A 24,334-nucleotide genomic window follows, 5' to 3' on the forward strand; every position below is an offset into this window, starting at 1 on the left:
TTGCGGCCAACCGGGAACCGAACCAGAGTGACTGGAGATCAAATCAGGGTTATTCAAGTATTTGCCGCTGCTGGCGAGCAGATCGCCCAGAGCCTGAAAATACTTAAGCGCTGGATCCTAGCACAGATGAGCGCTCATCGCGGCGACGTTGTTTGCAAGCACACACGCTTCAGGCTTGTGCGGCAAAAAATGAACTTGAGATGTACGCTCCCTCTCGAATAGTTTGAAATCCACAACCACTTGTTGACCCACAGGAGTTCTACCCATGCGCCTGAACCGTATTTTCGCCCTTGCCACCCCGCTGGCCTTGCTGCTTCCTCTGAGCGCACAGGCTGCATGGCCTGCGGGCGCGAAAGCCAGTTACATGAACGACTGCACGAGTGCTGCAAGCCAAAGCGTTAACGAGACGGTTGCCAAACAGCACTGCGCCTGTGGCGCCGACGTTCTGGAGAAGAAATTTACGACGGTGGAAATCAAACAGTTGCTGGACAAGAAAAACCCACCGAGCGCGGAACTTCAGAACCGTGCGCTACAGGAAATCTCCGTCTGTAAAGTTCAAAAATAGGCCATCTTCCAAGTGTTTTTTGGCGGTTCAGAGGTCGTAAATCGCTCCAAAAACGGTCATTTCACACAATTTACACAGCTTTTATGGCTTTTTTTAATGAATGCTTCAGGAGCAAAAACCCCGTAAAACCGGGGCTTTCAGCCCATATGAGGCAAGAACTAAGCACAAGTTCAGGGTAAACCGTGCGTCCGGGGGGGTCCCAAACCGAACATTTCGACTATGATACCCCGGTGTGCCCAGTTGGCCTGAGCAGCACAGTACTACTGAAAATATATGTTTCTTGGAGATACACCATGTCTAATCGCCAAACCGGCACCGTTAAATGGTTCAACGATGAAAAAGGCTTCGGCTTCATCACTCCTCAAGGTGGCGGTGACGACCTGTTCGTACACTTCAAAGCTATCGAAAGCGACGGTTTCAAAAGCCTGAAAGAAGGCCAAACCGTTTCCTTCGTGGCTGAGAAAGGCCAAAAGGGTATGCAAGCTGCACAGGTTCGCCCAGAGTAATTTCTCGGCGCACTAAAAAAACCCCGTCCATGTGACGGGGTTTTTTATGGGTGCGGCAAAAGCCGCCAAGCGATCAGCCGCAGTTGACGCGAGTAATCACCAGATTGGCATCGGTGTTCAGATTCAGGCGATCGGAGCGGTACTCCAACGTCATCATGTCGTTCGGTGTAAGAACCCGTGCAGTTTGCGATCCAGAGCGTGTACGAGCCTGCTCCAGCAATTCGGGAGAAGCCTTCTTGCCCAAGGCAAATTCGGCAGCCTTTGCCTCACAGCGGCCGTGACCTGCCTCAGCTGCAGCCGGCGCTTTCGCCGACTCGGTGGTCGTGCTGCAACCGGCCAACATGGCAACAGCCAATAAAGTCCCCAATGAAGCGAGCTTCCAAGGCATAACGCCTCCTTTTCGATAGTTAAGCTGAATTCGCGCGACAACCGTCCAAGTATTCGGATTCATGGTTTCGGCCATTACCTTGCCCTCAAACGCGTCAAGGGCGCAAGTTTGCCTGAGCAACCGAACCGGTTCCGAGCGCAATCGTGACTGAATATGAACAATGCTCAGTAAATATCGATGTACTCAAAGGTCGGATGGGGCCAGTTCTGCTGCAACGCATTGAAGATCTGCATGACCCAAACTGCATCATTGGCTGCGACCAAGCCGACATAACCGGAACCCTTCGCCCACGTTTCCAGGCGAAACAACAGCCCATCGATCTGCGCCCCACCTACAATACCTGACGAAATATAGGCAATGCCTGATCGAGTGACTCGCAATTGCGTGTGCTCATCATCACTGGCGCTAGCCAGCAACTGGCGCACAGCCTCCAGCGTCAAGCTGCCCGGGGTATTCAAATCGATCTGCACAGCTTTTTCCCTGAAATCACTAAAGCTCAAGTGTCGCACAGCAGCGCCTTCATACCTAAGTCACCGTGCCAAACCTCGCGCAAGAGGGTTAACTCCACCTACAGACTTTTCTGACTACGCGAACCACCCATGAGTACCGTAAACATCGACGCCAACATCAAGACCAACTGACCCCTGGGCCACTGCGCCTACAGCCCGGGCAGTCCGGAAGAACTGGCGATCATTGGCATTGACCTACTGGTCAAAGAACTCGGCACTCAGGTCGCACAACGCTTCATCGAGCAAGTGTTTGAAAAGTACCCCGCCGACCACTCGGGCGCATCCTTCACACAAGGGGAGTAATCCACCGCAAGCCTGATGCCTTCGGCCAGCACATGGCTTTCAACCTGCATTTCGCTGAGCACCACATTCAACGCGCTGACGAAATCGGGAATGCCCTGGATCAGGGCCAAGTCGATCAATTCAACCCCAGGCGGCACCGGCAAACCGGCATCGCCGATCACGAGCATGTCGCCGCGCCCCAGCGACGCAATCAACCGCGACAAGGCAATATTGTCTTTTTCACGAGGTCTTGAACCCCAGCACGTCGGACAGTGATGGGATAGAAGGCTGTGCTCCGGCACGTGTCACAGACAAGGCCGCCGCCATCTGCCCGAATCGTATGGCTTGCGTCTCATCTTTGCCACTCGCCAGCGCGGCAGCGAATCCGCCAACAAACGTGTCGCCGGCGGCCGTGGTGTCGACCGCGTTGACCACTGGCGCCGGAAAGTGTTCGAAGCTCAGCCCGTTGGCGAACAGCGAGCCCTGGGGGCCCAATGTAATGATGACTTTGCCGGCGCCAGAGGCGATCAAGCGGCTGGCTGCCAACTCAGCACTCTCCAGGGAGTCCACCAGCAAGCCGCTCAAGGCCGAGGCTTCACTTTCGTTGGGAATCAGATAGTCGATGCAAGCGAGCCATTGTGTCGGCAGCGGCCCTGTTGCCGGCGCAGGATTGAGGATCACCGTCTTGCCCAACTCACGACCGCGCTTGAGAACATGACCCACGACCGGCATCGGCACCTCGAGCTGGCAGACGATCACATCGGCGCTCTGCAAGATGCGGTCGTGCGTGGCAATCGCATCAGGCGTCAGCAGGCCATTGGCCCCGGCAATTATCACTATCGCGTTCTGGCTGCTGTCGTCGACCACGATCAACGCAACGCCGCTGGAGCCCTCGACCGAGATCACCGCCTGGCAATCAATTTGCTCGTCCAGCAGCGCCGCACGCAACTGTCCGCCGTAGGCGTCATCTCCTACACAGCCCATCATCGAGACCTGCGCGCCTAGCCTGGCGCACGCCACGGCCTGATTGGCGCCCTTACCACCCGACACCGTCGCAAACGACTCGCCAATCAATGTCTCGCCGATACGGGGCAGTCGCGACGCACGGGTTACCAGGTCCATGTTCAAACTGCCTACAACCACGACTTTTGCTGGCATACATCAGTACTCGTCAATTGTTCAGGGATATTGGTCGAACATGCAGGCAAGTGGCGCTGTCGACTCCCGCAGGACAATGCTCGGCGTCACGATCCGTTGATCGGTCGGGCGTTCGGGGGTGGCGATTCGTCGCAAGAGCACTTCAGCCGCCATTTCCCCCAACTGCAGGATCGACTGGCCCACGGTAGTCAGCGCCGGGTAGACGTAACGGCTCATCTGAATATCGTCAAAGCCGATCACCGAAAGCTCGGTTGGCACTCGGATACTGCGCTCGGCAGCCGCACGCAACACACCAATCCCCATCATGTCATTGCCAGCAAAAATCGCGCTGGGTGGGGCCTGTTCGAGCAAACTGGCCGCCGCCTCGTAGCCGCCGGTACTGGTAAAGTCGCTTTCGAGAACGCGTTCAATGGGTACTTGGACACCGACTTCCTTCAGCGCCCGCCAGAAACCGGCCATACGCATCTGCGCCACACTGGTGTGGGCCGGACCGCCAATGCAAGCGATGTCGCGATGTCCGAGCTCTAGGAGATGCCGGGTCGCCAGATACGCACCGTGTTCGTGGTCGATGCGGACCAAGTCCGCTTCAAGTCCATCCAACGCACGATCGACAATCACCATTGGGGTACGCACACCGGCCAGCCCCTCGGCAAGCCGAGCATCGCTGCCGACGGAAGTCACAATCAGCCCGTCGATGCGTTTTTCCTGCAGCATGCGTAGGTAACTGCGCTGCTTCTGCGGGTTATCGTCGGAGTTGCAAAGAATCACGCAGTAGCCGTTACGCTCGCAGTAGTCCTCAATGCCCCGTGCCAGTTCGGCAAAGTACGGGTTGAGACTATTGGGCACCAACAGGCCGATGGTCGCGGTGGTCTTGGCCTTGAGCGAACGGGCTACAGCGCTGGGCACATAGTCCAGGCGTTGGATCGCTGCTTCGACCTTGAGCCTGACTTCATCGCTCACAGGTCGCGTCTTGTTGACCACATGGGACACCGTTGTATAGGAAATCCCTGCAAGCGCTGCTACATCCTTAATGGTTGCCATGGCTCAGCTCCGTCGACGCGCACGTTGGCTGCGGTAAGTGTCCAGCACCACCGCGATCACTATCACCGCACCGGTGATGATTCGCTTGGTCGGCTCGCTCGCACCGATTTGCGCGAGGCCTGCCGCCAGGACTGAAATGATCAGTACGCCAAAGAAGGTACTGATCACCGAACCTCGCCCCCCCATCAGGCTGGTACCGCCGATCACCACGGCCGCGATGACTTGCAACTCAAGGCCGGAACCCGCATTGGGGTCCGCCGCTTCCAGGCGCGATATCTGGAACAGTGCCGCGACACCCGCCATCAACCCCATCAGGCTAAACACCAGGACTTTGTAGGGCTTAGGATTGATCCCTGCCAGGCGCACCGCCTCTTCGTTGGTCCCGATCGCGATCAGGTAGCGACCGAACACTGTGCGGGTCAATACCGCCTGGGCAATGAAGATGATCAACAACGCAATGATGAAAGATGGCGAGATACCAAAGGCAATCGGGTTGGACAGCCAGGCAAAGGCATCGCCGATGTAGGCCGTACGCGATCCGGTCATCTGATAGGCCACGCCTCGGGCCATTTCCAGCACCCCCAACGAAACGATGAAGGATGGAATGCGCCAGGCCACGGTGATTGAGCCCGTGATGGTTCCGGCCAATGCCGCAGCGGCCATGCCCAGCAACGCTGCCGGCAGTACACTCCAACCCCAGCCAAGAATCGCCACGCTGACTGTCGACGCCGCCAGGGCGAGCACCGACCCCACCGACAGATCGATACCACCGATGATCAGCACGAAGGTCATGCCAACCGCCAGCACCATCAAGTCAGGGATCTGATTGGCCAAGGTGCTGAAGGTGTCATAGGACAAGAAGTGGCTGCTCAATACCGAGAACAGCGCAATCATTGCCAGCAAGGCCCCCGCCAGTCCCAGGTAGGTACCGAGGCCATAGAGGTTGCCATTACGCCTGCCTGCAGGCACTGCAGTTTTCATGAAAGGTCCCTAGACGCTGCTTCATTGAGCAACGCATCACGTTTTTGATAGCCCGCAAAGGCAGCAGCAAGCAAGTCATCCTGGGTCCAGCTGTCACGCTCGAAAGTCTGGATGAGAGAGCCGGCCGAGAGCACTCCTATGCGGTCGCAGATCAGCGTCAGTTCGCGCAGGTCGCTGGACACCACCACCAACGCCTTGCCCTGGCGCGCCAAATCGCCCAGCAGCCCATAGATATCGAACTTGGCACCGACATCAATGCCTCGCGTCGGCTCATCGAACAACAACACCGAGCAATCGCGTTCAAGCCAACGGCCAATCACCACCTTCTGCTGATTGCCTCCTGATAACTCACTGACCCGCTGCGCCGGGCTGGAACTGCGGATGCGCATGGCGTCAATCTGCCGTTGCGCCAGCGCCCACTCGGCTCCTGGATTGACGATGCCAGCACTGGAGATCACTGACATGTTACCCAGGGCAATATTGGCGCTGATCGACTGAGTCAGCAGCAGGCCCTCGCCCTTGCGGTCTTCGGTGACCAGGGCAATACCGTGGGCGACCGCATCAGCGGGCGTTCGAATGCTCACCGCCTGGGCAGGCGTCCCCAGTGCCACCGTGCCGCTGTCTGCGATATCAGCCCCATAGATCAGCCGCAACAGTTCGGTACGCCCTGCCCCGATCAACCCGCAGATGCCATAAATTTCACCGGCTCGCACCTCGAAAGACACATCACGGACCTTATCCGAACGGGTCAGCCCCTTGACGGTCAGCGCCGGCGCACCCACTTGCCGTACTCCCAGGTCCAGATACTCGCCCAACTCACGACCAACCATGAGGTTGACCAATTGTTCGCTGCTGTAGTTGGCGATAGGTTCGACGCACACCAGATTACCGTCACGCAGCACCGCGATGCGCTGCGCAACCCGCGCCAACTCTTCCAGGCGATGGGAGATGTAAATGATGGCCACGCCGCGAGCACGCAGTCGACTAATCTGCTCGAACAGCATCTCCACTTCCCGGGCCGTCAGCATCGCCGTGGGCTCATCGAGAATCAGCACCTGGCAGTCGCCGATCAGGTTGCGGGCGATCTCCACCATCTGCTGATGGCCGATCCCCAACTCGCCCACCAGCGTGTCTGGATCAATTGCATTCAGCCCGACCTGGGCCATCGCCACGCGTGCTGCCTGGCGCAGTTGCTTGCGACTGATCCAGCCACCCTGGCTTGGCAGGTTGTTCAGGAACAGGTTTTCCGCAACGGACAAGGTTGGCAGCAGATTGAGCTCCTGCATGACCATGCGAATGCCCAGACCCTCTGCTTGGGCTCGGCTGCCGGGTCGGTAATCGCCTCCCTGGAGCCGCATCTGGCCGGTGGTCGGCGCGACCAACCCACCGATGATTTTCGACAGCGTGCTTTTGCCTGCTCCGTTCTCGCCGGTCAGTGCCAGTACCTCACCGCGCATCAGCGTCAGATCGATACCGCTCAACACCGGTTGCGCATAAGTCTTGCCGATACCGCTGACCGATAGGACCGCCGGGGCACTCGCTGACATAAAAAACCTCCGTGCGCCCTCCCCAGACGGGCGAGCGCCAATGTGCTGCCAGAAAAACTACTGGGTAACCAGCTCGACCGGAGTTTCAATGACACCGCTGGCGCCGTTGTCGACCTTTTCGCCCTTGAGTATTTTCAGTGCGGTTTCAATGCCGAACACCGCCTGCTCGGCAGCAAATTGGTCGGCCGTGGCCAGGACGCGACCGTCCTTGAGCATCGGCTTGATGGCATTGATGTTGTCATAACCAACCACTTGCACCTTGCCCGCCTTGCCTGCTGCGCGCACGGCCGACACAGCACCAAGCGCCATACTGTCGTTGCCCGCCAGCAGGGCCTTGAGGTTGGGGTACTCGCTCAGCATGGCCGAAGCGACCTGATTGCCTTTATCGATTTCCCAGTCACCCGATTGCACCGACACAACCTTGATCTGCGCGGCGTCCATCGCATCTTTGAAACCTGCGGTCCGCGCTTGGGCATTGGTGGTGGTGGAAACGCCTTCGATGATGCCGACTTCGTCGCCAGCCTTGAGTCGCTTGGCCAGGTACTCACCGACCAGACGCGCGCCCTTGCGGTTGTCCGGGCCGACGAAGGGCACGCTGATGTTCTTGCTCTTGAGCACTGCCGGGTCGAGTTGGTTATCGATGTTGATGACTGTGATACCGGCATCCACGGCTTTCTTGATCACCGGCACCATGGCCTTGGAGTCAGCCGGCGCGATCACCAGCGCATTGACCTTCGACACGATCATTTGCTCGACAATGCGGATTTGATTGGCGGTATCGGTTTCGTCCTTGATCCCGTTGGAGATCAGGTCGAAGTCAGCGGGATGTTGTGTCTGATAGGCCTTGGCGCCATCTTCCATGGTCAGGAAGAACTCGTTGGCCAGGGACTTCATGACTAGCGCAACTTTGGGTTTTTCAGGGCTGGCGGCGAACACCGACGAGAGAGGGATAATGGTGGAGGCGGCAGCCAACATGGCGACTGCGAGAAGACGTCCAGCGAATGGCAGCTTCATGGGTTCACTCCGATCTTATGATTATTGTGAGCAACGTTTGCATCAGGCACGCCTGAAACGTCATCAAACTATCAATACGAAAGCGCAAACGTTTGCGTAAACCAAACTATGGAAAACCGACGGTGATTTGTCAACGATCGGCCTTTCCAACTATTGGGGTCGCATCGCCGCGAACACATAGCGAAAAATACGCCGGTCAAGCAGTCGTGCTGATCAACGAGCCTGCCGCCGCCCCTTTGCTCAACTCCTTGACCAACTGGGCAGAAGTCTGCTGCAAGGCCGCACTGGTGCTGGCGATCTGAGACTGGATGCCCATTACCACGGTCGTTTTCGCTTCGGGCGTGGGGTACGCCGCCGCCTGGGCTGCAGCTAGTTGTTGCTGCTGTTGTTGCATCAACTCCCGCAACTCCTGCATGCGTTTGAGCAACATATCAACGATCACGTTACCGCTGGATTGCCCAGCGTCCGCCTCCTGGGTGCCATCGGTGGTTTGCGAGCCCGCAATCCTTAGCTTCCCAGCGTCCCTCTCCGTAGCAAGCGCATCGCCCGAGGCATCTTTGCTGAGCTTCTCAGCGGCACTCTGGGGTTTACCGTTGTAGCTGATGGTAACGCCCGCAGGAAAACCTATTGAACCTGTCATGTGAACTCCCTGTGAAAAGATCCTTAAAGAAGCATCGACCAGAAACGGGCTTTCTTTAGCGCTCATTTCCTGATGCAACTGTAGAGAGCCAAAACATGCGCTGCAGGACACTTCGGAGATCCGAACAAACACTTAGCTTACAGTCGGAAACCCGGACACATGAACGATCAACAGCGAATAGCGAAACGAAAAATATCTATATATTTCAAAATATTAAGATAATTTTTCACTCTGAAATATGACTGGTACAGATCCTGCTCATACCTGTGACCCCCGGCATTCAGATTGGTCGGGGGTACATCTAGATGAACTTGCATTTGCACCGTCATCACTACTAGAGAGAAAAATAATGACATCTGCTTTGAAGACCTTTGTTCCGGGCGCCTTGGCCCTCCTGCTGCTGCTACCGACTGCCTTGCAGGCGAAAGAAGTCGAAAACCAACAGAAGCTGGCCAACGTGGTGATCCTCGCCACCGGCGGCACCATTGCTGGCGCCGGTGCCAGCGCGGCGAACAGTGCCACGTATCAGGCCGCCAAGGTTGGGATCGAGCAACTGATCGCCGGCGTTCCCGAGTTGAGTCAACTGGCCAACGTGCGTGGCGAACAGGTGATGCAGATCGCCTCCGAGAGCATCACCAACGAAAACCTGCTGCAACTGGGTCGCCGTGTAGCCGAACTGGCCGACAGCAAGGACGTCGATGGCATCGTGATCACCCATGGCACCGATACCTTGGAAGAAACCGCCTACTTCTTGAACCTGGTGGAGAAAACCGACAAACCGATCATCGTGGTCGGCTCAATGCGCCCAGGCACCGCCATGTCGGCCGATGGCATGCTCAACCTGTATAACGCCGTTGCCGTTGCCAGTAGCAAAGACGCACGCGGCAAAGGCGTACTGGTGACCATGAACGACGAGATCCAGTCGGGACGTGATGTCAGCAAGATGATCAACATCAAGACCGAGGCGTTCAAAAGCCCCTGGGGTCCGCTGGGCATGGTGGTCGAAGGCAAGTCCTACTGGTTCCGCCTGCCTGCCAAGCGCCATACCATGGAATCTGAATTCGACATCAAGACCATCAAGAACCTGCCTGACGTCGAAATTGCCTACTCCTACGGCAACGTCAGCGACACCGCCTACAAGGCCCTGGCCCAATCTGGCGCCAAAGCTATCATCCACGCTGGCACCGGCAATGGCTCAGTCTCGTCACGCGTAGTCCCTACCCTGCAAGCGTTGCGCAAAGATGGTGTGCAGATCATTCGTTCGTCCCACGTCAATGCAGGGGGCTTTGTCCTGCGCAATGCCGAGCAACCCGACGACAAATACGACTGGGTCGTTGCCCATGACCTGAACCCACAGAAAGCTCGCATCCTCGCCATGGTCGCACTGACCAAGACCTCGGACAGTAAAGAGCTGCAACGGATGTTCTGGGAGTACTGATCGACCGCGTTCGGCCAACCCCGGCCGAACGCGCTCCATACCCACATCGCCCGTTCGGGCGAGTGGCCTTTCCTTCACCACACACGCTGAATCGCCCCAGGCACCGGTCATCTTGGCACTTGGGCCGTGTCAGCAGTTACTGAGGATCGCGCTAGGGGCGTTCATCCGGGTCAAGTTTGAACCGGCAGACCTGGCCGCCCCGTACCATGCACTCAAGATGCTCCACCTCGCCACCGCCGAGCGCCCCGATCAAGGCCAGATCGAGTTCGCAGACGACCGGATGAGCGGCGGCCAGATGATGGAAGACGCAATTGTGCGCAACGATTTCCTTCTCGCCGGATGAGCGGAAAAACACCTGCGCTTCATACCCAGCCTGATTCATGTGGTGCACGATCCGGGCCTCGTCGACCGTATTGCGCTCCCGGTCGGCGGCCAGCTTGCGCCCCAAATTGCGCATCAACACGGCCAACGCCTCTGGCCCAATGATACCGGCGACTTCCTCGATCAACACGTTGGCCAGCAGTTGGTACTGGCGTGGAAACATCTCCCGGGCGTGATCCGTCAGTTGATACAGCTGCTCGGGGCGCCGCCCCGTGGCTCGGGTTGCACCCCGCAGAACCAGGGCGTCACGCTCTAGCGCAGCCAGGTGCTGACGAATCGCCGTACGCGTTACCGCCAGGTGGCTGGCCAACTCGTCGATGCTCATCCCTGAGCCGTGGTACAGCAACGCATTCAACAGGTCCTGCTGGGTGCGACCCAATCCTTCAAACATGATCCAACCTCGTGCGAACTCAGAACTTGTCCGGGAACTGCTTGACCAGTGCGGCGCTCAATGCGTCAGCAAGCGCCTCTATATGGACCCTCATCATCTGCCAGGTCTTTGCCTCGGCGCCATAGTCGTGGGCTGCCAACTGATCGACCTGAGCAATATGGTGACCACCATGAGCAGCCAGCATGGTCACCAGGGTAGCCTCGGGCAGGTTGGGGTTGGCGGTGGCGAGAAACTTGGCGATAGCCTTGGCATTACGGGTCAACTCGTCTACTGCGGCCTGCTTGCCCTTTGTATCCTTGGCCACTGAAGCATCACTGTAATGCTTCACCGCCCCCCAATGCCCTGCCAGCAACTTGAGCAATTGATCGGCTGCCGGCTGCCCATACAACGGGGCAATGCTATTGGCAATGCGAGTCGCGTTAGCCACCACCTGGTCGGCAGCAACCTGCGCCTCGTTGTGGTTGCCAACCTGATTAGCCATTACGTAGTTTCTGATCCAGAAAATGTGCTCGACCCACAGGTCGCGCAACCCCAGTCGGGTACTGGTCGCAGCACTATCGGTGGCGGCGGGCGCCGCAGTGGATGCCTGGCTCCAGGCCGGTTGAGCGCACAGCGCGAACAGCAGCACAAGCAATGTCTTGATATTCATGACCGAACCCTCTGGGTATGGGAGTGCCTTGCAATATCAATTAAAGCATATTTATATGTTTTTATTGATATGGCAGAAGACTGCCGATCAACGGTCGACAACAACCCGAGCAGAGGCGCTCAACGCAGCTTCGCTCGCTTTAAGGCGACAACGCGGCGGAGGCGCGACGTACGCCGGCGACAGCGGTACGCTAGATTAGCGGGTGAAACTCACCGCCACTCAGGCGATCCATCCCAACGTTGGCTGTAAGTGTAAAAACTGATGAAGGAGTCACTCCATGAGCATTCAAAGGTCTTACAAAGGCAGTTGTTTTTGCGGCGCAGTCGAGTTCACCGTCAGCGGTGAGCCGACCGCAATGGGCTATTGCCATTGCGAGTCGTGTCGACATTGGTCAGCCGCACCGGTCAATGCCTTCACGCTATGGAAACCCGAGGCGGTGCAAGTGACTCGGGGAGCTGACAACATTGGCACCTACAACAAGACTCCGTCGAGTTATCGCAAATGGTGCAAGAACTGCGGCGGGCACCTCTTCACCGAACACCCTGGGATGGGGCTCATCGATGTGTATGCTGCTGTCATCCCGGATCTCGCGTATTCGCCAGGCATTCACGTCCACTATCAGGAGACCAGGCTGCGCATCAAAGACGGTTTGCCCAAGATGAAGGACGTTCCCAGTGAATTAGGGGGATCGGGCGTCAGCATGGACGAATAGCGCTGGCGCCGTAGCGTGTTGCGCTCCGACCTCGCTTGATTCCACCTGTTTGGGCCAGCCGAGTTTTTCGCAGCCGGCCAAAAATGCCAAAGGCATGAGTGCATTGATGCACCCATGCCGCTCGCAAACACCCCAGATCAATGTTTGATCAAGTCTCCCGGCGTCCATACTTTGTCGAAGAACGCCTTGGTCGGGCCATACAAACGCAGAATCACGAAGTAGCCTTCGCCAGGCAGTGTTTTTATCCAGTTTTTACCCGTACCTGGTTTGTCCATTGTGTTCAGCGATGGGAATGGCTGGCCATTGTCCAAGCCCGAAGCGGTGATTGAGTCATAGGCCGTTACCGACCAGAAAAGCGCGGCTGGAATGCCTTTGGGCAGATTTAGCGTGTAACCGTTGCTGCCGGACAGAAAGTCACCTTGGGCATCGACGAAGGTAGCCGGGTACTTGGCGCCGACATTCTCCATGTTCACTGCCATACCTGGGCTGGCTGAGTAGGCATTCGTGAAGAAGCCAGTACGCGGGTCGATGCAGTTGAACGCTTTGGGCCGATGTTGAATCGTCCCAAATTCTCTAGACAGGAAGCCGAAACACAAGGAACTGTTCCTTGCCCTCAGTAACAACAGGCGTTGAAAGGGATACCCATGAAAAATGCGCGCACCTATTGCGCATTTTTACGACGTTCGCCTCAAAGCAGCGATCACGTCCACCCCTCCAGCCGCAGGGTTGAGCGCACTAGGCGCTGTTCTTCATTTTCTATTTCCTTAAGGTTCTCACTGATGCTCTGGATATGAGCCACAGCAGCCTTGCGTGCCTGTTCAGGCAAACGCCCGGTGACGGCGTTGTAGAGCCGTGCGTGCTGACGATCGATTTGCCGCTTTTGCGGTTCGCGGTGGTAGAGGTTGTTGACCGAGGCGAACACCGTGCTGAGCAGCAGGTCCGTTAGCGAACGCAAAGTTTGCACCAGCACCGGGTTGTGCGAAGCCTCGCAGATTGCCAGGTGAAACGCATGATCGAGCCGGGCGTGCTCGGACGCCTCCAACGAACACGCGTGCGCATCGAGCAAGGCGTGGTAGCTGCGGGTGATCAGGACGAAGTCAGCCTCGGTGCCACGCAAGGCCGCCAGGCGCGCCGATTCGCCTTCCAGAAGGCTGCGCACCTCGAACAGATCGTAAAGCGTGCGAGGCTGAGAGCTGAACAGGTGCATCAATGGCGACGCGGTACTCTGCCCCGACAGGTCGGCAACGAAGGAGCCCTTGCCCTGCTCCGTCTTGATGATCCCGCGAGCACTCAGCAACTTCAGCCCTTCACGAAGTGCCGTGCGGGAGACGCCGAGCTTTTCCGTCAGGCGCCGTTCAGAGGGCAACAGTTGGCCAGTCTTCAATACGCCATCGACGATCAGTCGCTCGATCCGCTCACAGACCACGTCTGCCACCTGCGCGGCACGCCCCACACTGGTATGACCAGTCATAGACTCTAACTCCTATCGCTTACAGCAAGAACATATCTTGTTGTTTTAAAACATTTTTATTTAGAACAAAGAAAAACAAAGAAGAAAAAACTGGTTCGACCAGCACTGAATGACGTAGACAGTATTACCCCTGCGACCAATGATGCAAGCGCGTCCACAGCACTCGCCTGTCATAACAATAAGCAAGGGTTGCCTGTCCCTCTATGAATATTCTCTACGACGAACGTGTTGACGGAGTTCTTCCGGCCAGCAACAAAAACGCGCTTATACAGGCATTGCTTGAGCAGATGCCCGACCTGGAAATCCTCCATAGCCAGGAAGAACTCAAGCCGTATGAGTGCGACGGATTGTCTGCCTACCGCACTACGCCAATGCTGGTGGCGTTGCCCCGAGAAATCGAGCAAGTCGAGAAGCTGCTGAAGATCTGCCATCAACAGCGTGTCCCCGTGGTGCCACGTGGTGCCGGCACCGGTCTGTCCGGCGGTGCACTGCCGCTGGAAAAAGGCGTGCTGCTGGTCATGGCCCGCTTCAACAATATCCTTGAAATCGATCCTGCCGGACGATTTGCCCGCGTACAACCGGGCGTGCGCAACCTGGCGATCTCTCAGGCTGCCGCCCCCCATGGCTTGTATTACGCACCGGACCCCTCCTCGCAAATCGCCTGTTCCATCGGCGGCAACGTCGCGGAAAACGCCGGCGGTGTGCACTGCCTGAAATATGGTCTGACCGTGCACAACCTGCTGAAGGTAGAGATCCTCACGGTCGACGGCGAACGCCTGACCCTGGGCAGCGACGCCCTAGACTCGCCCGGTTTTGATCTGCTGGCGCTGTTCACCGGTTCCGAAGGCATGCTCGGGGTGATCACCGAGGTGACCGTCAAGCTGTTGCCCAAACCACAATCGGCCAAGGTGCTGCTGGCAGCATTCGACTCCGTTGAAAAAGCCGGTCGTGCGGTAGGCGACATCATTGCTGCCGGCATCATCCCCGGTGGCCTGGAGATGATGGACAACCTCGCCATTCGTGCCGCCGAGGACTTCATCCATGCCGGTTATCCCGTCGACGCCGAAGCCATCCTGCTGTGTGAGCTTGACGGCGTCGAAGCCGATGTCGACGACGACTGCGAGCGTGTCCGACAAGTGCTGGAGCACGCCGGTGCCACCGAGGTGCGCCTAGCCAAAGACGAAGCCGAACGCGTGCGCTTTTGGGCCGGACGCAAGAATGCCTTCCCCGCCGTCGGACGCCTCTCGCCGGATTATTACTGCATGGACGGCACCATCCCGCGCCGCGAGCTACCTGGCGTACTCCGGGCAATCGCCGAGCTGTCCGCCGAGTACGACCTGCGCGTAGCCAACGTCTTCCACGCCGGCGACGGCAACATGCATCCGCTGATCCTGTTCGATGCCAACACGCCAGGGGAGCTTGATCGCGCCGAAGCCCTGGGCGGCAAAATCCTCGAACTGTGCGTGAAGGTCGGCGGCAGCATCACCGGCGAACACGGGGTGGGCCGGGAGAAGATCAACCAGATGTGCGCCCAGTTCAGCAGCGACGAATTGACCCTGTTTCATGCCGTCAAGGCGGCCTTTGACCCCAGTGGCCTGCTCAACCCCGGCAAGAACATTCCCACCCTGCATCGTTGCGCCGAGTTCGGCGCCATGCATGTGCACATGGGGCAGTTGCCCTTCCCTGAACTGGAGCGCTTCTAATGCCTGGCCAACATTCCAACGACGCTGGCGCGGACCTTTTGCGACAGGTTGAACATGCCCTGCACAGCCATGTTCCGTTGCGCATCCAGGGCGGTAACAGCAAGGCTCATCTGGGCCGCGAAGTACGCGGTCAACTGCTCGATACGCGTGCACATCGCGGCATTGTCACCTACGACCCTACGGAGTTGGTGATCACGGCACGCGCCGGCACGCCGCTGGCTGAATTGAACGCGACGCTGGACGCCGCCGGGCAAATGCTGCCATGCGAACCACCGCACAGCGATGACGGCGCCACCCTTGGCGGTATGGTCGCGGCCGGCCTGTCGGGGCCACGCAGGCCATGGGCCGGATCGGTTCGCGACTACGTACTTGGAACCCGTGTCATTACCGGTCATGGCAAGCATCTGCGCTTCGGTGGCGAAGTGATGAAGAACGTGGCCGGTTACGATTTGTCGCGCTTGATGGCGGGCAGTTTTGGCTGTCTGGGGCTGCTGACCGAAGTCTCCCTCAAGGTGCTGCCAAAGCCGCGACACAGCCTCAGTATCACCCTGGAAATAAGCAGCGAGCAGGCCCTGCTGAAACTGGCAGAGTGGGGTCAACAACCCATCCCCATCAGTGCGGCCAGTCATGACGGACAACGCTTGCATCTGCGCCTGGAGGGCGGCGAAGGCTCGGTAACCGCCGCACATGATCGCTTGGGCGGCGAATTGCTCGACGCCCGCTACTGGAGCGAATTGAATGCCCAGCGCCTGGCATTTTTTGCCGATGCTCGGCCGCTCTGGCGCCTGTCACTGCCGACCAACACCGGCCCATTGAGTCTGCCAGGCGAGCAATTGATCGATTGGGGGGGGGCACAACGCTGGCTGAAATCCAGTGCCGACGCCGCAACCATTCGCGCCATCGCCAGGCAGGCCGGCGGGCATGCCACCTGCCACGCAAAGACCGAGCAGCCCTTCCAGCCGCTGGCGGCACCGCTGTTGCGCTACCAGCAATCGCTCAAGTCACAACTGGACCCGCAAGGGATTTTCAATCCAGGCCGAATGTACGCAGAGATCTGATCATGCAAACCACCTTGAGCGAAAAAGCCCAGCGCCTGGAGCGCGCCGAAGAAGCCGAAAGCATCCTGCGCAGTTGCGTGCATTGCGGTTTCTGCAATGCCACCTGCCCGACCTACCAACTGCTGGGTGATGAACTGGATGGCCCGCGCGGACGCATCTACCTGATCAAGCAAGTGCTGGAAGGCAACGAAGTCACCGCCAAGACACAGCAACACCTGGACCGCTGCCTGTCGTGCAGAAACTGTGAAACCACCTGCCCGTCTGGCGTGGACTATCACAACCTGCTGGACATTGGCCGCGCCGTGGTTGATCAGGCCGTGCCGCGCAGCACGGGGCAGCGCCTGTTGCGCCATGGCCTGCGCGCCGTGTTACCCAACCCGGCGCTGTTCAAGCCCTTGCTGAACATCGGCAATAGCCTGCGTCCCTTACTGCCACAAACCGTACAACTGAAACTGCCGCGCCACATCGCCCAGGCGAAAACCCGGCCGACACGCACGCTTGCACGCACGATGTTGCTGCTCGAAGGCTGTGTGCAGCCGAGCTTGTCGCCGAACACCAATGCTGCCACTGCGCGGGTGCTGGATCACTTGGGCATCAGCCTCACGCCGATCAGCCAGGCGGGATGCTGCGGCGCCGTTGACTATCACCTCGACGCCCAGCAAGCGGGGCTGGAACGGGCCCGGCGCAACATCGACGCCTGGTGGCCAGCCATCGAAAGCGGCGCCGAGGCGATCGTGCAAACCGCCAGCGGCTGCGGTGCTTTCGTCAAGGAATATGGTCACCTGCTCAAGCATGACCCGGCGTATGCCCAGAAGGCTGCCCGGATCAGCGCCATGAGCAAAGACCTGGTCGAGGTCCTGCAAGCGGAACCCCTGGAACAGCTTGGCGCTCGCAGCGAGCAGCGCCTGGCCTTCCATTGCCCGTGCACACTGCAACACGCCCTCAAGCTCGGCGGCGCGGTCGAGAGCGTGCTGACTCGCCTGGGATTCCATCTCACCGCCGTGCCCGACAGCCATCTTTGCTGTGGCTCCGCCGGCACGTACTCAATCACCCAACCCGCGCTTTCGCGTCAGCTACGCGACAACAAGATCAAGGCGTTGGAAAGCGGCTCACCCGCCGTCATTGCCACCGCCAACATCGGTTGCCAAATCCACCTCGACAGCGCCGGCCGCACCCCGGTACGGCACTGGATCGAAGTGGTGGAAGATGCCATTCACGCACAGGAAAACCCATGAACAGCAAAGCCGTATTGAGCCAGAAAGAAGTCGGCCTGATCCTCGCTGCCGCGCGCAGAGAAGCCCAGCTCAACCAATGGAGTGTCTGTATCGCCGTGGTGGATGATGGCGGTCATCCGCTGGCCCTGGAGCGCCTGGACGGTTGCGCGCCGATCGGTGCCTACATCGCGACGGAAAAGGCCCGAACCTCGGCCCTCGGTCGACGCGAGTCCAAAGGCTACGAAGAGATGGTCAACGGGGGACGCAGCGCATTCCTCTCGGCGCCCCTGGTGACGTCCCTTGAAGGGGGTGTACCCATTGTTGTCGAGGGTCAAGTGGTTGGCGCGGTCGGTGTTTCCGGCGTCAAGGCCGACCAGGATGCACAGATTGCCGCAGCCGGCGCCGGCGCCTTGAATGGAGAGAAGCACCAATGACTGATTACGTAAAACTTCATGGCCTGCACGTCGCCCCCGTCCTGCAGACCTTTATCGATGAAGAAGTCCTACCCGGCACCGGCATCGACGTCCAAACCTTCTGGAGCGGGTTCTCCGATCTGGTCCAGGAACTGGCGCCGGTCAACCGTGCCTTGCTGGCCGAGCGCGACCGCTTGCAACTGGAACTGGACATCTGGCATAGAGCCCATCCTGGGCCCATCACCGACATGCCAGCATACCGCGCGTTCCTGTCCGCCATCGGCTACCTGCAACCGCAACCCTCCCAGGTTCAGGCCAGCACCACCCAGGTGGATAGCGAAATCAGCCAACAGGCCGGTCCGCAGTTGGTCGTGCCCGCCATCAACGCGCGGTACGCCTTGAATGCGGCCAATGCGCGTTGGGGCTCCTTGTATGACGCCCTGTACGGCAGCGACGTGATCAGCAGCGACAACGGTGCCGAATCCGGCAGCGGTTACAACCCGGTGCGTGGCGCCAAAGTGGTCGCCTTTGCCAAAGCCTTTCTGGATGAAGCCTTGCCCTTGCAGGTGGGCTCGCACGCCGACGTCACGTCGTACCGCATCGAAGAAGGTGCGTTGGCAGTCATGCTCAAAGGTAGTCAACACACCACGCTACGTCAGCCGGAAAAGCTGATGGGTTATCAAGGTACCGCCGCCGCACCGACGGCTATCGTTCTGCGCAACAATGGCTTGCACATCGAGATCCAGATCGATCCGGATAGCCCGATCGGTCGCAGCGACGCCGCTTCGGTGAAAGACCTGCTGATCGAATCGGCATTGTCGACCATCATCGACTGCGAAGACTCCGTCGCTGCCGTCGATGCCGACGACAAGGTACGGGTGTATCGCAACTGGCTGGGCCTGATGAAGGGCGACCTGTCGGAGACGCTGGAGAAGAACGGTAAAACCGTGATCCGACGGCTCAACGCGGACCGCGAATACACCGGCATCGATGGCACCGCATTCAAACTACACGGCCGCGCCCTGCTGCTCATTCGCAACGTTGGCCATCTGATGACCAACCCGGCCATACGTTATGACAATGACCGGGAAGTGCCCGAGGGCATCCTCGACGGCATCGTCACCAGCCTGATTGCCCTGCACGATCTCAAGCGCCAAGGCAACTCGCGCACCGGCAGCGTCTACATCGTCAAACCGAAAATGCACGGTCCAGCCGAAGTCGCCTTCGCCGCGCGCTTGTTCAGCGGTATCGAAGACTTGCTGCGTCTTGAACTCCACACGTTGAAGATGGGCATCATGGACGAGGAACGCCGCACCAGCGTCAACCTCAAGGCCTGTATCGCCGCTGCCGCACCGCGCGTCGCCTTTATCAATACGGGCTTTCTCGATCGCACGGGCGATGAGATGCACACCGCCATGGAAGCGGGCGCGATGCTGCGCAAAGGCGACATGAAAAGCACCGCCTGGATACAGGCCTATGAGCGCAACAACGTACTGGTCGGCTTGAACTGCGGATTGCGCGGCCGAGCACAAATCGGCAAAGGCATGTGGGCCATGCCCGACTTGATGGCCGCCATGCTCGAGCAGAAGATCGCGCACCCGAAGGCAGGCGCCAACACCGCTTGGGTGCCGTCCCCTACTGCTGCGACTTTGCACGCCTTGCATTACCACAAAGTCGACGTAGCGGCGATTCAACAAGAGCTCGAGGAAATTGACCTGGCAGCCATCAGCAACGACCTGCTCGATGCCCTGCTGACCGTGCCCGTTGCCATTGACGCCAAATGGACGGCAGAGCAGATTCGCGAAGAAGTGGAAAACAACGCCCAGGGACTGCTCGGCTATGTGGTGCGCTGGGTCGAGCAAGGCGTGGGTTGCTCCAAAGTGCCGGACATCCATGATGTCGGTCTGATGGAAGACCGCGCCACACTGCGTATCTCCAGCCAGCACATCGCCAACTGGCTGCGACACGGGGTGATCGACCAACCGCAGACGCTGGACATCCTGCAGCGCATGGCTCATGTGGTGGATCAGCAAAATGCGGGGGATCCGCTCTATCGGCCGATGGCTGCAGACTTCGATGGATCTGTGGCGTTCCAGGCCGCTTGTGCTCTTGTGTTTGAGGGCGTGCACCAACCGAGTGGTTACACCGAGCCGCTGTTGCATCGATTCCGCGCCACGTTCAAGCAACGTAGCTAACCCTCCTGTCAGCATTCCCATGCCAGACATGGGAATGCTGCAGCATTCACCATACCGTTCGTCGGGACGACCACCATCGAAACCTTGCCAAGGCTGACAGCTCCCTAGAAAAAACCTATCGGCTTACATCAAACCGAAAAAAACGTTGTCTGAGAGATCCTCTTGAATTTTAAGCAGTTGCGAAAACGCTTACAGTTAAATACTGTATGCACGTACAGCCTAATAAGGACTCTCCCGTGGCCAAAACCTCTGCAACAACAACCACTCCCCCAGGCTCCTATGAGCGACTCGGTTTGCGCGTTCAAAAAGTCATCAACTCCCCAACTGCCCAGAAAGCCAAGGCGGCACTGATCTTCCGCCTCCCCGACGAGCCCGTGGATGAGTGGGAACAACTACTGGAGGAAATCGCCGAGAACGACAACGTCACCCTTGCCCATCGCGATGATGGCGGCGTGCAGATTTTCTGGGTCGTGCCAAAGGAAGACTGAGTCAATGATTGTTCGTTGTTTTGCCTTGTTGTTGCTTCTCGTGGCGACCAGCGCGCAGGCGCAGGCGCCACGCACGTTCAACGAGGCCAAGAAAGTCGCCTGGAAGCTCTACGCACCACAGTCCACCGAGTTCTACTGTGGCTGCAAGTACACCGGTAATCGGGTCGATCTCAAGGCGTGCGGCTACGTCCCGCGCAAGAACGCCAACCGTGCAGCCCGCATTGAATGGGAGCACATTGTTCCCGCGTGGCAGATTGGTCATCAGCGCCAGTGCTGGCAAGCAGGCGGCCGCCAGAACTGCACGCGCCATGACCCAACCTACCAACGCGCTGAAGCCGACCTGCATAACCTGGTGCCCAGCATCGGAGAAGTCAACGGCGACCGCAGCAACTTCAGTTTCGGCTGGCTACCCGCGCAGTCCGGCCAGTATGGCTCGTGCCTGACCCAGGTAGACTTCAAGGCCAAGAAGGTCATGCCCCGTCCGTCCATCCGAGGCATGATCGCCCGTACCTACTTCTACATGAGCAAACAGTATGGCTTGCGCCTGTCCAAGCAGGATCGGCAGCTCTACGAGGCGTGGAACAAGACCTACCCGGTGCAGGCCTGGGAACGGCAACGCAACCAAACAGTGGCGTGCGTGATGGGTCGAGGTAACGAATTCGTCGGTCCAGTCGACTTGAAGATCTGCGGCTAACCCCTCAAACAATAAAAGGCCCTGCGCATATCCTACTGCCCAGGGCCTTTTCACATTATCAGCCCGCCCCCCCACACTAAGAATGGACCGTTGCTCCCCCTACACGACGGATGACCACCACAGCCCTGTTTAGCCGTGCTTACTGAGCGGTGTGGTGCTCGACGACCAGAGACTCGATGTTCATTTTCTTGGCCCGGGCCAAGGCGGCGGTCAAATCAGCCTGCCGGGACTCCGCTTCCGCTTTGGAACTGAAAGGCCCCACAAGCACCCGTTGTTTACCGTCCTGCGTGACTACGTAGGAAACAAAGCTATGCTCGATCAACCATCCGGTGAGATCACTGATGGCTTGGACGGTTTCACCCTGAACCAGTACGTCCCATTGGGGGGTTGCGGCCTCTACGTGTGCAGGAACTATAGGGGGCTGGGGCTTTTTTGACTCGCCGCCGGATTGCTGACCACACCCTGCCAACGCCAATACTGCGATCACCCACACCATTTTTCGCACAGCTTTTTCCTCTCAAGACCAAAGATGGAGATTTTATCACTCAAAAATGCCTCACAACCCAAGCAAACAGGGCACAAAACAACGAGAATGATGTTTGTCGCCTCTGTATAGTCGCACCCCGGGAATTAATGACGCATCTGCGCGTCAGAAAGAAGCACCCAAACCGCGACTCTTCGCACTAATCTATAGGCAATACCGACATCTGCATCGTTTGAGTCAGGTGCCCTACAAAGCTATCAAGGAGAAGATCATGCTGATACTCACCCGCAAAGTCGGTGAAAGCATAAACATCGGTGACGACATTACGATCACCATACTGGGCGTTAGCGGCCAGCAAGTCAGAATTGGCATCAATGCCCCGAAAGACGTTGCGGTGCATCGCGAAGAAATCTACCAGCGTATCCAGGCAGGTCTCACTGCCCCGGAAAAACCACCAACGCCCTGAGTCTCAACAGCAATCAGTAGCCAGCCGGCTCCCCCGCAGCAATGGCTGGCTAAAGATTCTGCGCCATCGTTGACTTGCGCTGTGAGGGTCTCGCCCTCCTAAACTGGTCAACCGAATGTCACGCCCCGTGCCATTCCTGTCGCTGCCACGACCATTAGCACGATCAACAGACTCTCGACATGACTGATTCGGGCAAACACCCGCGCGCGGCCGACGTCAATCGCCCGGTTTCGGCCCGATGCAATTCGCCACTTGATCAACGTCATCATTGGCGAGACTTCAAGCAGCAGAATGATGATGAACAAGGCCATCTTGAGATGAAACATCGGCTGGTGCAGATAGTAATCCACACCTTTCTCGTAACCACCGAAGGCGCGCACGCCACCACTCATCAGCAAAGTTAGCGCGCAGATGCCCCAGACGTTATCAGCCCGCAACACCTCTCGCACACCTTTGCCATCCGCAGTGACGCCAAGAAATGCCTTGCCACGTGCCAGCACCGCCCAGAGCGCAAGCCCATAGGCCAAAAGATGGATCGCTGCGAGAAGCCAATGAATCAACATCGATCTATTCCTCTTTCAGAAGAAAAAAACACCCTCACAGTTTTAGCTCCAATAACTGTGGTTTGCCCGAAGATGACGCTAGACGCGCAGAGTTCGGGCAACAGGACGGGCTGATCAAAGGCGGGGAGCAGAAAAAGAGGAACTGGCCCGGCGACGCATTGCCGGACCAATCGGTGCAGCTACAACATTACCGTCGACAACATGCCTAATGCGCCTAGGCAAAAGCCTATCAGCGCGCCCCGTCCCGGGGCCTCATCAAACAAAGTCCAGACCACGATAGGCTCAAGGATCAGCAACGAGGTCACCGACACCACCGTCACCACCCAAATGTCACCAATCGCTCGATACCCCAGCCAGTAAGCCCCCAGCAGGCATAGACCGGCAAAGCACATCAGCGCGACAGGGAGCACAAACACGCCCCATGAGTCACTAGCCGGACTCAATAGGCAGTTTTACTGAAGATATCGAGATACTCGAGCATCGGCCACCCCGGGACATTGATGTTGTGACATTTACCTCTGCCGATGACGCTTTCTTCAAAAGTCCGGGCCATAAGTGTCAGTCATCTCCCGCTTTGATTTCAGGCCTGGAAAACTGGCTTGCCCAGTTCACGCGGGGAGTATCACTGGCCCCACAGCGAGCGACAATCACAAGCTGCAGATCCTGCTAAGTTCGATTTACTCGCTCGTTCGTGTCACGCCTTAGCCACACCAGCCCAGCACAATGCAGTCAGCCAAAGGGGTTTCGCCCTGACTGCATTCGCTGGCATCGAATGCGAGCCTAGCTTTCAATCCAGGCGCTTCAGGAAGTGATGGCAGGAAATCTGGTAGTGGCGCTGCATGTAGAGACGATGAGCCGCAGCCCTATCCGTACCAACCCCGGAGTCAAGGTGCACTGCCGTGCAGCCCTGGCGCACAGCTTCCTCTTCAGCCCAGGCCACCAGTTGCGAGGCGTAACCCTTGCCGCGACTCTGAGGCAGGGTTGCAATGTCCACGATGTAGAGTGACTTCCCCAGCCACAGTGAATATTGAATCCTGTAGCCCAATACGCAAACTGCCGAAGCAGAGCCTTCTTCCCACAATCCGATCAGATGGTAGCCATTGGGGCGAAGCAGTTCGTCAATTCTGGAGGCAATCTCAGCCGGCGAGTATTTTGGCCACAGCTCACACAATGCTGCAGCTGCTTGACTCGTATCAGCCGCACCGATCGGCTTGATGATCGAAGACATACCATTCCCTTCTGGCAATTTGCGTTGGGCCACATATTACCCCGAAATTGCGTCGCCAAATTCTGCCAAGGAAGGCTGATCGTAGCGAACTGCTGAAGCCCGCCATGCCTGGGCATTCTCGTATCTGCGACACCATTTTCACGAATCAGTCACGG

27 protein-coding genes and 2 pseudogenes are annotated in these 24,334 nt (G+C 58.2%); 12 read left to right on the forward strand and 17 right to left on the reverse strand.

The features are described 5' to 3' along the window. Window positions 1-265: 265 nt before the first annotated feature. On the forward strand, window positions 266-565 hold the full coding sequence (locus BMW74_RS04940) for a hypothetical protein (RefSeq protein WP_093414430.1): 300 nt from the start codon (window positions 266-268) through the stop codon (window positions 563-565). Between the two features lie 293 nt (window positions 566-858). Continuing rightward, window positions 859-1,071: a cold-shock protein gene (locus BMW74_RS04945; RefSeq protein WP_003179963.1), complete on the forward strand. Its 213-nt coding sequence runs from the start codon at window positions 859-861 to the stop codon at window positions 1,069-1,071. A gap of 73 nt (window positions 1,072-1,144) precedes the next feature. Here the strand turns inward: BMW74_RS04945 and BMW74_RS04950 are convergent, their stop codons facing one another. The 9 genes and pseudogenes from BMW74_RS04950 to BMW74_RS04995 form a co-directional block, all read right to left on the reverse strand. Beyond that, window positions 1,145-1,459, reverse strand: a complete 315-nt coding sequence (locus tag BMW74_RS04950; protein ID WP_093414433.1) for an I78 family peptidase inhibitor — start codon at window positions 1,457-1,459, stop codon at window positions 1,145-1,147. A gap of 164 nt (window positions 1,460-1,623) precedes the next feature. Beyond that, a complete protein-coding gene (locus tag BMW74_RS04955) occupies window positions 1,624-1,929 on the reverse strand; it encodes a hypothetical protein (protein WP_093414436.1) in 306 nt (101 codons plus the stop codon). A gap of 356 nt (window positions 1,930-2,285) precedes the next feature. Further along, a pseudogene (locus BMW74_RS04965) lies at window positions 2,286-2,480 on the reverse strand (RbsD/FucU domain-containing protein); the annotation flags it as partial. A gap of 10 nt (window positions 2,481-2,490) precedes the next feature. After that, the gene (gene rbsK, locus BMW74_RS04970) at window positions 2,491-3,408 is read right to left on the reverse strand and encodes a ribokinase (RefSeq protein WP_093414439.1); all 918 of its coding nucleotides are present in this window, start codon (window positions 3,406-3,408) and stop codon (window positions 2,491-2,493) included. Window positions 3,409-3,429: 21 nt separating this feature from the next. Further along, on the reverse strand, window positions 3,430-4,449 hold the full coding sequence (locus BMW74_RS04975; RefSeq protein ID WP_093414442.1) for a LacI family DNA-binding transcriptional regulator: 1,020 nt from the start codon (window positions 4,447-4,449) through the stop codon (window positions 3,430-3,432). A gap of 3 nt (window positions 4,450-4,452) precedes the next feature. Then, on the reverse strand, window positions 4,453-5,430 hold the full coding sequence (locus BMW74_RS04980) for an ABC transporter permease (RefSeq protein WP_093414445.1): 978 nt from the start codon (window positions 5,428-5,430) through the stop codon (window positions 4,453-4,455). Beyond that, window positions 5,427-6,977 carry a sugar ABC transporter ATP-binding protein gene (locus BMW74_RS04985; RefSeq protein ID WP_093414448.1) on the reverse strand — a complete coding sequence of 517 codons (1,551 nt, stop codon included), beginning with the start codon at window positions 6,975-6,977 and terminating at the stop codon, window positions 5,427-5,429. Before BMW74_RS04985 ends, BMW74_RS04980 begins: the two co-directional genes overlap by 4 nt. A 57-nt stretch (window positions 6,978-7,034) precedes the next feature. Then, window positions 7,035-7,991: a sugar ABC transporter substrate-binding protein gene (locus BMW74_RS04990; protein ID WP_093414451.1), complete on the reverse strand. Its 957-nt coding sequence runs from the start codon at window positions 7,989-7,991 to the stop codon at window positions 7,035-7,037. Between the two features lie 196 nt (window positions 7,992-8,187). Then, entirely contained in the window at window positions 8,188-8,697 is a 510-nt protein-coding gene (locus BMW74_RS04995) for a hypothetical protein (RefSeq protein WP_371911734.1), read from the reverse strand. A gap of 283 nt (window positions 8,698-8,980) precedes the next feature. Here BMW74_RS04995 and BMW74_RS05000 point away from each other — a divergent pair, with 283 nt between their 5' ends. Next, window positions 8,981-10,069: an asparaginase gene (locus tag BMW74_RS05000; protein WP_093414454.1), complete on the forward strand. Its 1,089-nt coding sequence runs from the start codon at window positions 8,981-8,983 to the stop codon at window positions 10,067-10,069. A 151-nt stretch (window positions 10,070-10,220) separates the two neighbouring features. Here BMW74_RS05000 and BMW74_RS05005 read toward each other — a convergent pair whose 3' ends face one another. Both BMW74_RS05005 and BMW74_RS05010 read right to left on the reverse strand, forming a co-directional pair. Continuing rightward, window positions 10,221-10,841, reverse strand: coding sequence for a helix-turn-helix transcriptional regulator (locus BMW74_RS05005; RefSeq protein WP_093414457.1), 621 nt, complete (start codon window positions 10,839-10,841; stop codon window positions 10,221-10,223). Between the two features lie 19 nt (window positions 10,842-10,860). After that, window positions 10,861-11,490 carry a hypothetical protein gene (locus tag BMW74_RS05010; RefSeq protein WP_093414460.1) on the reverse strand — a complete coding sequence of 210 codons (630 nt, stop codon included), beginning with the start codon at window positions 11,488-11,490 and terminating at the stop codon, window positions 10,861-10,863. Between the two features lie 277 nt (window positions 11,491-11,767). Between BMW74_RS05010 and BMW74_RS05015 the strand changes: the two genes are divergently transcribed. Further along, window positions 11,768-12,202 carry a GFA family protein gene (locus tag BMW74_RS05015; protein ID WP_093414464.1) on the forward strand — a complete coding sequence of 145 codons (435 nt, stop codon included), beginning with the start codon at window positions 11,768-11,770 and terminating at the stop codon, window positions 12,200-12,202. Between the two features lie 137 nt (window positions 12,203-12,339). On the opposite strand, the pseudogene BMW74_RS05020 reads toward BMW74_RS05015, so the two are convergent. After that, window positions 12,340-12,741, reverse strand: a pseudogene (locus tag BMW74_RS05020) (DUF1214 domain-containing protein); the annotation flags it as partial. 161 nt (window positions 12,742-12,902) lie between these two features. Continuing rightward, window positions 12,903-13,673: a transcriptional regulator GlcC gene (gene glcC / locus BMW74_RS05025; RefSeq protein WP_093414467.1), complete on the reverse strand. Its 771-nt coding sequence runs from the start codon at window positions 13,671-13,673 to the stop codon at window positions 12,903-12,905. A gap of 203 nt (window positions 13,674-13,876) precedes the next feature. On the opposite strand from glcC, the gene glcD reads away from it, so the two are divergent. The 7 genes from glcD (at window position 13,877) to BMW74_RS05060 (ending at window position 21,438) form a co-directional block, all read left to right on the forward strand. Then, complete coding sequence (gene glcD, locus BMW74_RS05030) at window positions 13,877-15,376, forward strand: glycolate oxidase subunit GlcD (RefSeq protein ID WP_093414470.1); 1,500 nt, start codon at window positions 13,877-13,879, stop codon at window positions 15,374-15,376. Next, entirely contained in the window at window positions 15,376-16,434 is a 1,059-nt protein-coding gene (gene glcE, locus BMW74_RS05035) for a glycolate oxidase subunit GlcE (protein ID WP_093414473.1), read from the forward strand. Before glcD ends, glcE begins: the two co-directional genes overlap by 1 nt. 2 nt (window positions 16,435-16,436) lie before the next feature. Next, the gene (gene glcF, locus BMW74_RS05040; RefSeq protein WP_093414476.1) at window positions 16,437-17,669 is read left to right on the forward strand and encodes a glycolate oxidase subunit GlcF; all 1,233 of its coding nucleotides are present in this window, start codon (window positions 16,437-16,439) and stop codon (window positions 17,667-17,669) included. Next, a complete protein-coding gene (locus BMW74_RS05045) occupies window positions 17,666-18,082 on the forward strand; it encodes a heme-binding protein (protein ID WP_093414479.1) in 417 nt (138 codons plus the stop codon). Before glcF ends, BMW74_RS05045 begins: the two co-directional genes overlap by 4 nt. After that, complete coding sequence (locus BMW74_RS05050) at window positions 18,079-20,256, forward strand: malate synthase G (protein WP_093414484.1); 2,178 nt, start codon at window positions 18,079-18,081, stop codon at window positions 20,254-20,256. The genes BMW74_RS05045 and BMW74_RS05050 overlap by 4 nt, the downstream gene beginning before the upstream one ends. A 206-nt stretch (window positions 20,257-20,462) precedes the next feature. After that, entirely contained in the window at window positions 20,463-20,744 is a 282-nt protein-coding gene (locus BMW74_RS05055) for a DUF1654 domain-containing protein (RefSeq protein WP_093414487.1), read from the forward strand. Between the two features lie 4 nt (window positions 20,745-20,748). Next, window positions 20,749-21,438, forward strand: coding sequence for an endonuclease (locus BMW74_RS05060; protein ID WP_093414491.1), 690 nt, complete (start codon window positions 20,749-20,751; stop codon window positions 21,436-21,438). A gap of 139 nt (window positions 21,439-21,577) precedes the next feature. Here the strand turns inward: BMW74_RS05060 and BMW74_RS05065 are convergent, their stop codons facing one another. Further along, window positions 21,578-21,943 (reverse strand): SPOR domain-containing protein, encoded by a 366-nt coding sequence (locus tag BMW74_RS05065; RefSeq protein WP_093414493.1) that lies wholly within the window; start codon window positions 21,941-21,943, stop codon window positions 21,578-21,580. A gap of 250 nt (window positions 21,944-22,193) precedes the next feature. Here BMW74_RS05065 and csrA point away from each other — a divergent pair, with 250 nt between their 5' ends. Beyond that, window positions 22,194-22,388, forward strand: a complete 195-nt coding sequence (gene csrA, locus BMW74_RS05070) for a carbon storage regulator CsrA (RefSeq protein WP_093414496.1) — start codon at window positions 22,194-22,196, stop codon at window positions 22,386-22,388. A 107-nt stretch (window positions 22,389-22,495) separates the two neighbouring features. On the opposite strand, the gene BMW74_RS05075 is transcribed toward csrA, so the two are convergent. From BMW74_RS05075 to BMW74_RS05085, 3 genes are all read right to left on the reverse strand, one after another. Further along, window positions 22,496-22,951: a DUF2214 family protein gene (locus BMW74_RS05075; protein WP_093414498.1), complete on the reverse strand. Its 456-nt coding sequence runs from the start codon at window positions 22,949-22,951 to the stop codon at window positions 22,496-22,498. Between the two features lie 179 nt (window positions 22,952-23,130). Continuing rightward, the gene (locus tag BMW74_RS25430) at window positions 23,131-23,394 is read right to left on the reverse strand and encodes a hypothetical protein (protein ID WP_093414500.1); all 264 of its coding nucleotides are present in this window, start codon (window positions 23,392-23,394) and stop codon (window positions 23,131-23,133) included. A 344-nt stretch (window positions 23,395-23,738) separates the two neighbouring features. After that, window positions 23,739-24,179 (reverse strand): GNAT family N-acetyltransferase, encoded by a 441-nt coding sequence (locus tag BMW74_RS05085; RefSeq protein WP_093414502.1) that lies wholly within the window; start codon window positions 24,177-24,179, stop codon window positions 23,739-23,741. Window positions 24,180-24,334 lie beyond the last annotated feature (155 nt).

This window comes from Pseudomonas sp. ok272 (assembly GCF_900109995.1).
GTDB lineage: Bacteria > Pseudomonadota > Gammaproteobacteria > Pseudomonadales > Pseudomonadaceae > Aquipseudomonas.